Origin of the sequence: Actinoallomurus vinaceus (assembly GCF_039542055.1) — a bacterium.
GTDB lineage: Bacteria > Actinomycetota > Actinomycetes > Streptosporangiales > Streptosporangiaceae > Actinoallomurus > Actinoallomurus vinaceus.
The window spans coordinates 545,449-560,093 of sequence record NZ_BAABHK010000003.1 but is presented as its reverse complement, the minus strand read 5'-3'; the positions used below and the strand labels follow the sequence as shown (position 1 = coordinate 560,093).

Sequence of the window (14,645 nt, the reverse complement as noted above, 5' to 3'; positions counted from 1 at the left end):
GAGGAAGGTGGGCCCGTGAGCGAGCGGAGCGAGCGAACCGAAAGCACAGCGCGCATGGTCACTCCTCCGACGAAGGAGGCCGCGTGAGCGTGCTCGACGAGATCCTGGACGGCGTACGCGCGGATCTCGCGGAGCGGCAGCAGGCGGTGTCGCTCGACGCGCTCAAGGAGATGGCGCGCCACGCGCCGTCGCCGCGGAACGCCCTCGGCGCGCTCCGCGGGCAGGGCGTCGCGGTCATCGCCGAGGTCAAGCGGTGCAGCCCCTCCAAGGGAGCGCTCGCCGCGATCGCCGACCCGGCCGGGCTCGCCGCCGACTACGAGGCCGGCGGCGCCGCCGTGATCAGCGTGCTGACCGAGCGTCGCCGTTTCGGCGGCAGCATCGACGACCTGGCCGCGGTCCGTAACCGGGTCGACATCCCGGTGCTGCGCAAGGACTTCGTCGTCTCCTCCTATCAGCTGTGGGAGGCGCGGGCGTACGGCGCCGACCTCGTGCTGCTGATCGTCGCCGCCCTCGAGCAGGAGGCCCTGGTCTCCCTGATCGAGCGGGCCGAGTCGATCGGGCTGACACCGCTCGTCGAGGTGCACACCGAGGAGGAGCTGGAGCGCGCGGTCGACGCGGACGCCAAGGTCATCGGCGTCAACGCCCGGGACCTGACCACGCTGCAGGTCGACCGGGGCACGTTCGCGCGGATCGCCCCGCAGATCCCCGACGGCATCGTGAAGATCGCGGAGTCGGGTGTTCGCGGGCCGCACGACCTGCTCGCCTACGCGTCCTCCGGGGCCGACGCCGTCCTGGTCGGGGAGAGCCTGGTCGTCGGCAAGGACCCGCGCTCGGCGGTCTCCGACCTCGTCGCGGCCGGAGCGCACCCCGCGTTGCGGCAGGGCAAGTAGGCGGCGGAGCCAGTAGGCTGTGGCCATGCTCCTGCGCGAACGATGGCGAGGCCATCCGTACCACGACTGACCCGGATCGGCCTTTTTCACTTCGACAGGACCATTGCGATGACCATCGATGCCGCACGCGATCTTCCCGACCTGACCGGCCACTTCGGCCGGTTCGGCGGCCGGTTCGCGCCCGAGGCGCTCATGGCGGCGCTCGACGAGCTGACCACCGCCTACCAGACGGCCGCCGCCGACCCGGAGTTCCGGGCCGAGCTCGACCACCTGCTGAAGACCTACGCCGGCCGCCCCAGCCTCCTCACCGAGGCCAAGCGGTTCGGCGCCGAGGCCGGCGGGGCGCGGATCCTCCTCAAGCGCGAGGATCTCAACCACACCGGCTCGCACAAGATCAACAACGTGCTGGGGCAGGCGCTGCTCACCCGGCGCATGGGCAAGACCCGGGTCATCGCCGAGACCGGTGCCGGCCAGCACGGTGTCGCGACGGCGACCGCGGCGGCCCTGCTCGGCCTGGAGTGCGTCGTCTACATGGGCGAGGTCGACACCGTCCGCCAGGCGCTCAACGTCGCCCGGATGCGGATGCTCGGCGCCGAGGTGATCCCGGTCAAGACCGGCAGCCGCACCCTCAAGGACGCCTGCAACGAGGCGTTCCGCGACTGGGTGGCGAGCGTCGAGCACACCCACTACTGCATCGGCTCGACCATGGGCCCGCACCCGTTCCCGATGATGGTCCGCGACTTCCAGCGGATCATCGGCGTGGAGGCCCGTGAGCAGGTCCTCGAGCTGACCGGCCGGCTGCCCGACGCGGTGGTGGCCTGTGTCGGCGGGGGTTCCAACGCCATCGGCGCCTTCCACGCGTTCGTCCCCGACGAGGGGGTCCGGCTCTACGGCTTCGAGGCCGGCGGCGCCGGGGTCGACAGCGGTAAGCACGCGGCCACGCTGGTCGGCGGGTCCGTCGGCGTCATCCACGGCATGCGCACCTACCTGCTGCAGGACGACGAGGGCCAGACCCTGGAGACGCACTCGGTGTCGGCCGGGCTCGACTATCCCGGCGTCGGCCCCGAGCACTCCTGGCTGCGCGACACCGGCCGCGCGACGTACCAGGCCGTCACCGACGCCGAGGCCATGGACGCGTTCGCGCTGCTGTGCCGCACGGAGGGCATCATCCCGGCCATCGAGTCCGCGCACGCCCTGGCCGGCGCGCTGCGCGTCGGCCGGGAGCTCGGCCCGGACGCCACGATCGTGGTCTGCCTCTCCGGCCGGGGCGACAAGGACATGCATACGGCCGCCGAGTGGTTCGGGCTGGTCGAGGGCGAAGGGTCCGCGCGATGAGCGGGGGACCGGTGGCCGAGCGCGACGCGCTCACCGGCCAGGCGCGAGACGATCGGCGGAGTGGATCCATGGAGCGGACCGGCGGCGCACCGACCGTTGCGACGGCGTTCGAGAAGGCCAAGGCCGAGGGGCGCGCGGCGCTCGTCGGCTACCTGCCCGCCGGGTTCCCCTCGTACGAGGGGGCCGTCGCCGCCGCCACGGCCATGGTCGAGGCCGGCTGCGACGTCATCGAGATCGGCCTGCCCTACACCGACCCGCTCATGGACGGCCCGACCATCCAGGACGCCGTCCACCAGGCGCTGACCGGCGGCATCCGGGTCGCCGACGTGTTCCGCACCGTGGAGGCGGTCGCCGCCACCGGCGCGCGCACGCTCATCATGACGTACTGGAACCCCGTCGACCGGTACGGCGTCGAGGCCTTCGCCCGAGACCTGTCCTCGGCGGGCGGGTGCGGCCTGATCACCCCGGACCTCACGCCGGAGGAGGCCGAGCCGTGGCTGGCCGCCTCCGACGCGTACGACCTCGACCGCGTCTTCCTGGTCGCCCTCAGCTCCACCGACGAGCGCCTCGGGATCATCACCAATGTGTCCCGCGGGTTCGTGTACGCCGCCTCGCTCATGGGCGTGACGGGGGCGCGTACGGCCGTCGACACCGGCGCCGCGCACCTGGTCGAGCGCACCCGCAAGGCCATGGCGCAGCGGTCGCCGCTGCCGATCGGCCTCGGCCTGGGCGTCAGCAACGGCGAGCAGGCCGCCGAGGTCGCGGGCTTCGCCGACGGGGTCATCGTCGGCTCGGCGTTCATCCGCCGGCTGCTCGACGCGCCGTCCCCCGAGGCCGGGATCGACGCCGTACGCCGGCTCACCGCCGAGCTCGCCGAAGGCGTACGGCGATAGCGGGCCCGCATGCGCTGGGAAGGTGACAGGATCGACCCCGTACTTGACGGCGTCCTTACATTCTCGTCGCCTATGCTTGCGCGCGCCGGATCATGACAGGGTGAGGAAAGACAGTGGCTGAAGCCAAGGCTGACTCCGCGAGACGCAGGACCAAGGCCACCGGGGGAGCGCCCGCCGGCGGCAGGACGGCGTCCGCGAGACGCGACTCGACGACCAGGAAGACCGACGCCGCGGAGGCCAGGACCGGTCTCACCGCGCGGCTCCGCCTTCCGTCGGCCATTCAGCGCCGCCAGGAGTGGATCACGCTGGTGGTGCGCGTCGCGCTCGCGGCCATCCTCGGGATCGCCGGGTACGCGAAGTTCAGCGAGCCGCCGGCGCTGCAGAAGACCGCCGTCTCCGCGTACCAGATCCTGCCGAAGGGCATGGTCACGCCGGTCGCTCTCGGGCTGCCGGTGCTGGAGATGGTCCTGGCCGCGATGATCCTCCTCGGGTTCGCCACCCGGGTCATGGCGATCTGCGTGGGTCTGCTGTTCATCGTCTTCATCGCCGGGATCATCTCCGTGGCCGCGCGTGGACTCTCGATCAACTGCGGCTGTTTCGGGGGCGGCGGCACGGTGAGCAAGGGCCAGACCCATTACCTTAGGGAGGTCTTCCGAGACCTCGGCTTCCTCGCCCTCGCCGCCTGGCTGATGGTGTTCTCGCGCGGAAAACTCGCGCTCGACCGGGTGCTCGGTCTGTACACCACCTGAGCGTTCAACAGATATTCAACTAGGAGACCAGATGAGTAAGGCCGCTCGACAGCGGTCGGCCCGCGAGCGGCTGGCGGAGGAGCGCAAGCGGCAAGCGCAGAAGCAACAGCGGATGCGCGCCCTCACCATCGCCATCAGCGCCCTCGCGATCGTGGCGCTGGCCGTGATCGTCACCGTGTACGTCGTGAACAAGAAGGACAAGAACACGTACACCGGTGCGCTGGCGCCGGCGACCCGCCTGGCCGACGGCCAAATCCTCATGGGCAAGCCGGGGATCAAGGCTCCCAAGCTGGAGATGTTCGAGGACTTCCAGTGCCCCATCTGCAAGGAGATGGAGAGCACCAGCGGTAACACGATCAAGCGCCTCGCGGCCGAGGGCAAGGTCAACGTCGTCTACAACCCGTTCTGGCTGTTCAAGGAGCGGGAGGAGCCGATCCGCGGCAACTCCCAGCGCGCCGCCAACGCCGCGCTGTGCGCTCCGGGGGACAAGTGGGTCAAGTACCACGACACGATCTACAAGAACCAGCCGGCGGAAGGCTCGAACGGCTTCTCCAACAAGGACCTCATCGGCTGGGCCAAGGACCTCGGCTTCGACACCCCGGCGTTCGAGCAGTGCGTCAAGGGCATGCAGAAGCAGAGCCAGATCGACTCGATGACGAACTACGCCGAGCAGACCCGCAAGGTCACCGGCACGCCGACCGTCTTCCTCAACGGCCAGTCCCTGGACCTGACCAACGTCCTGCTGAAGCCGTCCGCCCTGGAGAAGGCCATCCTGGCCGCCAAGCCGGTCGACGTCACGCCGAGCGCGTCCACGCCGGTCGCCCCGACCGGTTCGGCCAGCCCGTCGACCAAGTCCAGCAAGTAACGACGACCCCGGACGGGGCACGGCCGAGCCGCGCCGTGCCACGGTCGGCGCGGGCACCCGGGAACGCCTGAGTACATGGGGGTACGGCCATCGGCCGTGCCCCCATCGCCATGCTGCCGGGACTCACTCCGGCGGCGATGCGCATTCGACGCCCGATCTTCACCGTCGTCGCGCCGTCGGATGCCCGCCAGACGGTAATCTCACATCCCATGCAGCAGCCGCTCGCCTTCATCCCCAGCCCGTCGCAGGGCAGCATCCATCTGGGGCCCCTGCCCCTTCGCGGATACGCCTTGATGATCATCATTGGGGTGATCGTCGCGGTATGGCTAGGGGAGCGGCGCTGGACGGCCCGGGGCGGCGCGTCCGGGACGGTCGTCGACATCGCGGTCTGGGCGGTGCCGTTCGGCCTGATCGGCGGGCGGCTCTACCACGTCATCACCGACCACCAGCTGTACTTCGGCCACGGGCGCCATCCCATCGACGCGTTCAAGGTCTGGAACGGCGGGCTCGGCATCTGGGGGGCCATCGCCCTCGGCACGTTCGGCGCCTACCTCGGCTGCCGTCGCCGGGGGATCTCCCTGCGCGTCTTCGCCGACGCCGCCGCGCCGGGCATCGTCCTGGCCCAGGCGATCGGGCGCTGGGGCAACTGGTTCAACCAGGAGCTGTACGGCCGGCCCTCGACGCTTCCCTGGGCCGTGAAGATCGACCCGGCGCACCGCCCGCCGAACACCCCGGACATCGCGACGTACCAGCCGACGTTCCTGTACGAGTTCCTCTGGTGCGTCGGAGTGGCCGTCCTGGTCATCTGGGCGGAGAAGCGCTTCCGGCTCGTCTACGGACGGGCGTTCGCCCTGTACGTCGCCGCTTACACCGTGGGCCGGGCCTGGATCGAGTGGCTGCGCGTCGACCCCGCCCACCACGTCCTGGGCCTGCGGCTCAACGACTGGACCGCGCTCGTCGTCTTCCTCTGCGCGGTGGCCTACCTGTACCTCCAGCGGGACAAGACCGAGAACCCGGCCGGAGCCTTCGGTACGGCGGCGGACGCCACGGCGGAGGAGACTGCGGCAGAGGGGTCCGCGGCGGAGGAGTCCGCGAGCGAAGACGACGCCGCGGCCCGGCCGGCCGAGGAGGAGCCGGCCTCGGCGAGAGAGGCCGAGGAGCCTGCCGAGCCGGTAGCGGCCGAAGCGTCCGCCGAGCCCGACGGGGCCGCAGAAGCGGAGGACTCGTCCGAGGCCGTCGAAGCCGCGGAGGCCGCCGAGAAGCCGGAGACGGCCGAGCCGAAGGGCGGCGAGTCCACCGCCGACGCCCCGGAGGACGGCGAGCCGGCCGCCGGCGATGCGGGCGAGGACCCATCCTCGGAGGCGGCGGAGCCGGAGGCGGACGACGCGCACGCCCCGGAGCCGGAGAGCTCCGAGACGGCCGAGGCGGAGGCTGCGCCCGCGGACGGCGATGCCGCGGACGCTCCGCCCGCCGACGCCGACGCCGGCGCGACGGCCGCGGCCGCTCCCGGCGACGAGGCGAAGGACGACGCCGATACCGCCGACTCTCAGGCCGCCGCCGACGTGCCCGACGGCGAGCAGAGCCGCTCGGAGGGCGACGCGGCCGACGGGCCCGAGTCCTCCACCGCGGACGACGTCTCGCACGCCGACGAGAAGGCCTCGCCGACGGGAAAGACGGACCGGTCGTCGGCGGGTCGCGGCGCCTGACGCCTCTTCCCGGGATCCGGGAGAGGCGTTCGGCGGCTCGTGGTATCCGCCACAAACAGCGGGACAAAATGGGGCAGAGCGGCGATATGGACATCTCGTCGCTGGAGGTTCGCTAAGCTCACGGCTCGTGAGCGAGATGGGTTACGAGGACGACGAGCAGGGACAGGGATCGCGAGGACGCCGCGCCGCGCGAGGCTCGGCGGGTGGTTCCAAGCGAAACCTCCTGATCATCGGAGGGGCCGCGGTGGCCGTGATCCTCGTCGTCGCCGTCGTCGCGGTCGTGGCCATGGGCGGCGGTGACGGCAAGAAGCCGCAGGCCGCCGCGGCGGTCAAGGTGCTGCCCAAGGTCTACGTCAACACTCCGCCGAATTCCCAGGTGAAGAAGCTGTCCGACCGCAACAAGGACAAGCGCCCGCTGAACCAGAACGAGGTGTTCGGCGACGACGACAAGACCGTCTCCCACGGCAAGTACAGCTTCACGCTCGCCGGAGCCGACATCGCCGGTGACTGCAAGACCGCCACCTGGGGGCAGCAGCTCCAGGCCGATCTGCAGAAGTACGGGTGCACCCAGATCGCCCGCGGCGCGTACGTCAGCAACGACAAGCAGTACGTCGGCCAGTTCATCGCCCTGAACCTCGAAACCCTCGACGGCGCGGAGCAGATCATCCGTGACCTCGACCCGGGCAGCAGTGCGGGATTCGTCTCGCCGCTCACGGTCAAGGGAACGACGAACTTCAGCGGCGGCTTCAGCGCGGCCTACAGCCAGCCGTTCGGGCACTACGTGGTCATCAGCTGGGTGGAGAAGGCGGGCGGGGCACAGCCGCAGACGATGAACGAACTCCTGGACGCCAGTATCGCCATCGAGCGGGCCGACGACTTCGTCTGGGAACGACTCGTCCTCGCCGGTGGATAGACGGCACAACGGCCCTTCGCAGGGCTGGGACGGGCAGCAGCCCGCCGCGTGGAGTGGCGGGCGGCCCCCCGAGGGGCAGCCGTCTCCGGGCTGGAACGGCGGCCACCCGCCGGTCCCGGACGGGCCCCAGGGTTGGAACGGCGGAGGTCCTCCCGGCGGTCAGCCCGCTCCAGGGTGGAACGGCGGGGGTCCTCCTGACGCGCAGCGCGCTCCAGGGTGGAACGGAGGTCCTCCCGGGGGACAACCGTCTCCGGGGTGGAACGGCGGAGCGCCTCCCGGAGGACAGCCGTCTCCGGAATGGGACGGCGGAGGCCCTTCCGGAGGACAGCCGGCCGGGTGGAACGGCGGCCCGCCTCCGGACGCGCCGTACGACCCGAACGCCGACCCCGAGGGAGATCCCGGGGAGGCACCGCGCAGGCCACGTCCGTCCTTCCGGCTACCCGCGATCAAGACCCCGGCGCGGCTCGCGCAGCGGGACAAGGGGCCGGGCACCGTGCCCGCCACGGCCTACTTCCTCGCGGCCGGTGTGGTCCTGGTCGTCGCACTCATGGCCGTCGCCGGCCTGGTCGTGCTGCTCCACGACGATTCGAAGCCCGCGGCCCCGCAGCCGGGCGGCCTGGCGGCCGGTGGGCCGTTGCCGTCGGTGTACTCCGCGGCGTCCTCCACCGACGTGTTCGCGCCCATCGCCAAGCGCACCGCCGACCCCAGTCCGCTCACCGAGAACGAGGTCTTCGACAAGAAGACCATCGCGGACAAGGAGTCGAAGGCGTCGTTGAAGCTGACCGAGTCCAAGCTGGACGCCCGGTGCTCCGACGCCGTCTGGGGGCAGGCGCTGGTCAGGCGGCTGCAGCAGGCGGGCTGCACCCAGGTGGCCCGCGGGGTGTACGCGGACAAGCGCTTCATGGCGATGGTGGCGATCTTCAACGTGGCCGACTCCACGGTCGCCGACAAAGTGGTCGCGGCGGCCGATCCGCAGAGCGGCGAGGGGTTCGCGCGGCCGCCCTCCGACGAGGCGGCGTTCGGTCAGGGCTTCAGCACCGCCCGCGGGGTGGCGATGGGCCACTACGCGGTGATCACCTGGGTGCGGCGCGCGGACGGCACGGGGAGCGAGACGGACCCGAAGCTGCTGTCGCTGCTCGTCACGGTCGGCCCGCCCCCCGCCATCGTGGGGCGCGTGGCCGATCAGGGGCAGAAGAACTAACGCAACCCTGAGCGGCACGGGCCCCGACCGATGCCGGCCGTCGTGCGGCCTCATCGGGCACTTGACACATGGCGTCCGGCGTAAACGTGTCACAATCCGGCCGAACGGGCGGGAACCACGCCCTAGGCTTCTCCCTCTAAGAGGCGAGGTCATCAGAGGAGATCACGATATGAGTTACCCGTACCCGCCCACCGGTCCCGGCGAGCAGCCCCCTGGAGGTCAGCCCGGCGGGTGGGGTGCGACGCCTCCGCCGGGTGGATACGGTCCGTCCGGCGCCGGCTGGCAGCACCAGGAGACGATGGCGGGCGGCGTGCCCATGGGACCGCCGAGCATGCAGCCGCCGCAGGTGCAGGGTCCGATGGGCCCGATGGGCCCGATGGGCCAGCCGCCCATGGGCCCGCCGCCGAAGAAGGGCAACGGCGGCATCGTCATCGCGGCGATCGCCGGCTCCGTCCTCCTGGTCGGCGGGGTGCTCGGCGGCGCCTACTACGCCGCCTCGAGTGGCGGGGACGGCAAGACCAGCACGGGCACGTCGCCGGCCGCGGTCGGGACGCCCGGGGCGGGGCAGACGGGCCAGCCGGCGCCTGGGCAGCCGGGCTCCGCGGCCGGCCAGTACAAGCCGTCCTACTACAACGCCACCAAGTCCTGGTCGCTGTGGGACAAGCTGAACACCGCCTCGACGGACTCGCAGCCGATGACCGTGACCGAGGTCTTCAGCGACGCCGAGGCCAAGGCGCAGACCAACAACATCGAGCACATCACGATGCAGCTCCAGGGCTCGGGGCGGCTGGACACCGACTGCGGGAGCGCGGTCTGGGGCGCCGGGCTGAAGACGGCCCTGCAGGGCTACGGCTGCACGCAGGCGATCCGCGCCGCGTACGTCTCGTCGGACCAGCGCTGGGTCGGCCAGGTGGTGATCTTCAACCTCCGGGACGTCAACGCCGCGAACAGCCTGATCGGGGACATGGACCCGGACGCGGGCAGCAAGGGCTTCTTCCTGCCGGTCTCGGGGCCCTCGCCGGTCGACCGTTTCGGCAAGGGCAACACGGGCGCGTCCGGCGGAGCGTACGGGCACTTCGTGGTGATCGGCTGGGCCGGCGGCGCGGACGGCACCGCGTCGAGCGCCGACACGATCCCTCCGGCGTCCCTCGTGGAGCGTGCGGGCAAGACGTTCCTGTTCACCAGGAACGTCGGCGGCTGAGCAAGCGGGAACCGCGCTGGGCGGCGACCCCATCGAATATCCGGCGAACATCCGGTGACGACGGGGCCCTTCCGGCGCGGTCCGTCCCTCTCGCCCCAATCAAGCCCTCTCGCCCCACTAATGCGGAATCGAGCCGCTTCAACGGAACAACCGGGCGAAAGCCTCGGTTGGCGCAAGACTCGGAAGATTCACCAAGTTTCGTGATCACGCCGCGTCGGGGATGAATCAGACAGTGTTGTAATCTCTAGACACCGCAGCGGGCCAACGTCGTCCCAGTCTGCAACTGATGGGGAGCGGAACGAGACGACGGGAGGGTTGATGGTGCCTGCTGCCATGATTCCGGGCCGGGGACGCCCAGAGCGTCAAGGTCTGTACGACCCCGCGGGTGAGCATGACGCCTGTGGCGTCGGCATGGTCGCCGACCTGAACGGCCGCAAGAGTCACGACATCGTCGTGAAGGCCTTGACCGTCCTGCGTAACCTGGATCACCGCGGCGCCAAGGGCGCCGAACCGGACGACGGCGACGGCGCCGGAATCCTCACCCAGCTGCCCGACGCCCTGTTCCGGGAGGTCGTGAACTTCGCGCTGCCCGAGCCCGGCGCGTACGCCGCGGGCATCGCGTTCCTGCCCACCGACGAGGCGAAGCGGGCCGAGACGGTCGCGGTCGTCGAGCGGATCGCGGACGAGGAGGGTCTGACCGTCCTCGGCTGGCGTGAGCTTCCTCACGACCCGGACTTCTCCGGCCCGACGGCGCACGCGGTCATGCCGCACTTCGCCCAGCTGTTCCTGAGCGCCCGGAGCGGCGCCCGGGAGCTGGAGCTGGACCGGGTCGTGTTCTGCGCCCGCGAGCGCATGGAGCAGGACACCGGGGTGTACTTCCCGAGCCTGTCCAGCCGCACGATCGTCTACAAGGGGATGCTGACCACCCCGCAGCTGGAGCCGTTCTTCCCGGACCTGTCCGACCGGCGCTACACCACCGGCATCGCACTGGTCCACTCGCGGTTCTCCACCAACACGTTCCCGGCGTGGGAGCTGGCCCACCCGTACCGGTTCATCGCGCACAACGGCGAGATCAACACGGTCAAGGGCAACCGGAACTGGATGCGGGCCCGCGAGGCGCTGCTCAAGTCCGACGTCCTGTCGGGGGACCTGTCCCGGATCTTCCCGGTGATCGACATCGAGGCCAGCGACACGGCCTCGTTCGACGAGTGCCTGGAGCTGCTCCACCTCGGCGGCCGGTCGCTGCCCCACTCGGTGCTCATGATGATCCCCGAGGCGTGGGAGAACCACACCGAGATGGACCCGGAGCGGCGGGCCTTCTACGAGTTCCACTCCACGCTGATGGAGGCCTGGGACGGCCCGGCGAGCGTCACCTTCACCGACGGCACCGTGGTCGGCGCGGTCCTGGACCGCAACGGCCTGCGCCCGGGCCGGTTCTGGGTGACCGACGACGGGTTCGTCGTGCTGGCCAGCGAGGCCGGCGTGCTGGACATCGAGCCGTCGAAGGTGGTCCGCAAGGGCCGCCTGCAGCCCGGCAAGATCTTCCTGGTCGACACCGCCCAGGGCCGCATCGTCGAGGACGACGAGATCAAGGCGGAGCTCGCCCGCGAGCACCCGTACGCCGAGTGGCTGCGCGACGGCCTCGTCCGCTTCGAGGAGCTGCCCGAGCGCGAGCTGCGCGTCGTCGAGGAGCTGCACGAGGGCGCCCTGCCCTCGCACGAGACGCTGGTCAAGCGCCAGCAGGTCTTCGGCTACACCAACGAAGAGCTGAAGATCATCCTGGCGCCGATGGCGAAGAACGGCGCCGAGCCGATCGGCTCCATGGGCACCGACACGCCGCTGGCCGCGCTGTCGGAGCGGCCGCGGCAGCTGTTCGAGTACTTCAAGCAGCTGTTCGCACAGGTCACGAACCCGCCGCTGGACGCCATCCGCGAGGAGCTCGTCACCAGCCTGCAGTCGACGCTCGGCCCCGAGGGCAACCTGCTCGAGCCCGGCCCGGACTCCTGCCGCCGGCTCGTGCTGCCCACGCCGATCCTCGACAACGAGGAACTCGCCAAGATCACCCACATCAACGACGACGGCGACCGGCCGGAGTTCCAGCCGTACGTCGTCTCCGGCCTGTACGACGTGGCCGGTGGGGGAGAGGCGCTCCGGCACCGGCTGGAGGAGATCTGCGCCGAGGTGTCGGCGGCGATCCGCGACGGCGCCCGCCTGCTCGTCCTGTCCGACCGCGGCGCGACCGCCGACCAGGCGCCGATCCCGTCGCTGCTGCTCACCGGCGCGGTGCACCACCACCTGATCCGGGAGAAGACCCGCACGCGCGTCGGCCTGGTCGTCGAGACCGCCGACGCCCGCGAGTGCCACCACATCGCGCTGCTCATCGGGTACGGCGCGTCGGCCGTCAACCCGTACCTCGCCATCGAGACCGTCGAGGACCTGGTCGCCAGTGGCGTCCTCACCGGCGATCCGGCCAAGGCCGTCCGCAACCTGGTCAAGGCGTACGGCAAGGGCGTCCTGAAGGTCATGTCCAAGATGGGCGTGTCGACGGTCGCCTCGTACACCGGCGCGCAGATCTTCGAGTCGGTCGGCCTCGGCGAGGAGGTCATCGCCGAGTGCTTCACCGGCACGACCTCCCGCCTCGGCGGCGTCGGCTACGACGTGCTCGCCGAGGAGGTCGCGCAGCGCCACCACCGGGCGTTCCCGCCCGGCGGCAACGAGCTGTCGCACCGCACCCTCGAGGTCGGCGGGGAGTACCAGTGGCGGCGCGAGGGCGAGCCGCACCTGTTCAACCCCGAGACGGTCTTCAAGCTGCAGCACGCCACCCGCACCCGCCGGTACGAGATCTTCAAGGAGTACACGAAGCTCGTCGACGAGCAGGCGCACCGGCTGATGACCCTGCGCGGCCTGTTCAAGCTGCGCGAGGGCGTACGCCCGCCGGTGCCCGTCGAGGAGGTCGAGCCCGCCTCGGAGATCGTCAAGCGGTTCTCCACCGGCGCCATGTCGTACGGTTCGATCTCCGCCGAGGCCCACGAGACGATCGCGATCGCGATGAACCGTCTCGGCGCCAAGTCCAACACCGGCGAGGGCGGCGAGGACCCCGTGCGGTTCACGCCGGACGCCAACGGCGACCTGCGCCGGTCGGCGATCAAGCAGGTGGCCTCGGGCCGGTTCGGCGTGACGTCGGAGTACCTGACCAACGCCGACGACCTGCAGATCAAGATGGCGCAGGGAGCCAAGCCGGGTGAGGGCGGGCAGCTGCCCGGCCACAAGGTGTACCCGTGGATCGCCAAGACCCGGCACTCCACGCCCGGCGTCGGCCTCATCTCGCCGCCGCCGCACCACGACATCTACTCGATCGAGGACCTCGCCCAGCTCATCCACGACCTCAAGAACGCCAACCCGGCGGCGCGCGTGCACGTCAAGCTCGTCGCCGAGGTCGGGGTCGGAACGGTCGCGGCGGGCGTGTCCAAGGCGCACGCCGACGTGGTGCTCATCTCCGGGTACGACGGCGGCACCGGCGCCTCGCCGCTCACCTCGATCAAGCACGCCGGCGCGCCCTGGGAGCTCGGCCTGGCCGAGACCCAGCAGACGCTGCTGCTCAACGGCCTGCGCGACCGCATCGTCGTGCAGACCGACGGGCAGATGAAGACCGGCCGCGACGTCGTGATCGCCGCGCTGCTCGGCGCCGAGGAGTACGGCTTCGCGACCGCGCCGCTGGTCGTCTCCGGCTGCGTGATGATGCGCGTCTGCCACCTGGACACCTGCCCGGTCGGCGTCGCCACCCAGAACCCGGAGCTGCGCAAGAAGTTCAGCGGCAAGCCGGAGTTCGTCGTCAACTTCTTCGAGTTCATCGCCGAGGAGGTCCGCGAGTACCTCGCCGAGCTCGGCTTCCGGTCCCTCGACGAGGCGATCGGCCACGTCGAGATGATCGACTCCGCCGAGGCCGTCGGCCACTGGAAGGCCGCCGGGCTCGACCTGGCCCCGATCCTGTACCGGCCCGACCTGCCCGACGGCGCGGCGCTGCGCCGCGTCACCGAGCAGGACCACGGCCTGGAGAAGGCGCTGGACAACACGCTGATCCAGCTCGCCGAAGGCGCCATCGCCTACGGCGACCCGGTCAAGCTCGAGCTGCCGATCCGCAACGTCAACCGCACGGTCGGCACGATGCTCGGCCACGAGGTGACCAAGAAGTGGGGCGGCGAGGGCCTGCCCGACAACACGATCGACGTCACCTTCACCGGGTCGGCGGGCAACTCGTTCGGCGCGTTCGTGCCGCGCGGGATCACCCTCCGGCTGGTCGGCGACGCCAACGACTACGTCGGGAAGGGCCTGTCCGGCGGGCGCATCACCGTACGCCCGCCCGCCGACGCGCCGTTCAGGGCGGAGGAGCAGATCATCGCCGGCAACGTCATGCTGTACGGCGCGACGTCCGGTGAGGCGTTCGTCCGCGGCGTCGTCGGCGAGCGGTTCTGCGTCCGCAACTCCGGCGCGACCGCCGTCGTCGAAGGCGTCGGCGACCACGGCTGCGAGTACATGACCGGCGGCCGGGCGGTCGTCCTCGGCCCGACCGGCCGCAACTTCGCGGCCGGCATGTCCGGCGGCATCGCCTACGTCCTGGACCTGCGGGCCGAGCGCCTCAACACCGAGATGGTCGACCTCGACCCGCTCGGCGACGACGACCGCGCCTACCTGCGGGACATCGTCGAACGCCACCGCGCCGAGACCGGATCCACGGTCGCCGCCGCGCTGCTCGCCGACTGGGACGCCGCGGTCGGCCGCTTCGCCAAGGTCATGCCGCGCGACTACAAGAGAGTCCTGACCGCCCGCGCCGCCGCGGAGGCCGAGGGACGCGACGCCGACCAGGCCGTCATGGCCGCCGCCAACGGGTGAAG

Annotated in this window: 10 protein-coding genes; all 10 read left to right on the top strand. The window is 71.0% G+C overall.

What is annotated here, in order from left to right; translation table 11 throughout:
* The first annotated feature begins 83 nt into the window (after window positions 1-83).
* The 10 genes from trpC to gltB all read left to right on the top strand — a co-directional run bounded on the left by trpC (window position 84) and on the right by gltB (window position 14,643).
* Window positions 84-890: an indole-3-glycerol phosphate synthase TrpC gene (gene trpC, locus ABEA24_RS13545; protein ID WP_345431110.1), complete on the top strand. Its 807-nt coding sequence runs from the start codon at window positions 84-86 to the stop codon at window positions 888-890.
* Between the two features lie 108 nt (window positions 891-998).
* Window positions 999-2,225 (top strand): tryptophan synthase subunit beta, encoded by a 1,227-nt coding sequence (gene trpB / locus ABEA24_RS13540; protein ID WP_345431109.1) that lies wholly within the window; start codon window positions 999-1,001, stop codon window positions 2,223-2,225.
* Window positions 2,226-2,293: 68 nt separating this feature from the next.
* Window positions 2,294-3,118: a tryptophan synthase subunit alpha gene (gene trpA, locus ABEA24_RS13535; RefSeq protein WP_345431444.1), complete on the top strand. Its 825-nt coding sequence runs from the start codon at window positions 2,294-2,296 to the stop codon at window positions 3,116-3,118.
* A gap of 113 nt (window positions 3,119-3,231) precedes the next feature.
* Window positions 3,232-3,867: a MauE/DoxX family redox-associated membrane protein gene (locus ABEA24_RS13530; RefSeq protein ID WP_345431108.1), complete on the top strand. Its 636-nt coding sequence runs from the start codon at window positions 3,232-3,234 to the stop codon at window positions 3,865-3,867.
* A gap of 31 nt (window positions 3,868-3,898) precedes the next feature.
* Window positions 3,899-4,732 carry a DsbA family protein gene (locus tag ABEA24_RS13525; RefSeq protein ID WP_345431107.1) on the top strand — a complete coding sequence of 278 codons (834 nt, stop codon included), beginning with the start codon at window positions 3,899-3,901 and terminating at the stop codon, window positions 4,730-4,732.
* Between the two features lie 209 nt (window positions 4,733-4,941).
* Window positions 4,942-6,438 carry a prolipoprotein diacylglyceryl transferase gene (gene lgt / locus ABEA24_RS13520; RefSeq protein ID WP_345431106.1) on the top strand — a complete coding sequence of 499 codons (1,497 nt, stop codon included), beginning with the start codon at window positions 4,942-4,944 and terminating at the stop codon, window positions 6,436-6,438.
* A 127-nt stretch (window positions 6,439-6,565) separates the two neighbouring features.
* Window positions 6,566-7,351 (top strand): hypothetical protein, encoded by a 786-nt coding sequence (locus ABEA24_RS13515; RefSeq protein ID WP_345431105.1) that lies wholly within the window; start codon window positions 6,566-6,568, stop codon window positions 7,349-7,351.
* A 493-nt stretch (window positions 7,352-7,844) separates the two neighbouring features.
* Window positions 7,845-8,552 (top strand): hypothetical protein, encoded by a 708-nt coding sequence (locus ABEA24_RS13510; protein ID WP_345431104.1) that lies wholly within the window; start codon window positions 7,845-7,847, stop codon window positions 8,550-8,552.
* Window positions 8,553-8,721: 169 nt separating this feature from the next.
* Entirely contained in the window at window positions 8,722-9,753 is a 1,032-nt protein-coding gene (locus tag ABEA24_RS13505; RefSeq protein WP_345431103.1) for a hypothetical protein, read from the top strand.
* 318 nt (window positions 9,754-10,071) lie between these two features.
* Entirely contained in the window at window positions 10,072-14,643 is a 4,572-nt protein-coding gene (gene gltB / locus ABEA24_RS13500; RefSeq protein WP_345431102.1) for a glutamate synthase large subunit, read from the top strand.
* The last annotated feature ends 2 nt before the right edge of the window (window positions 14,644-14,645 follow it).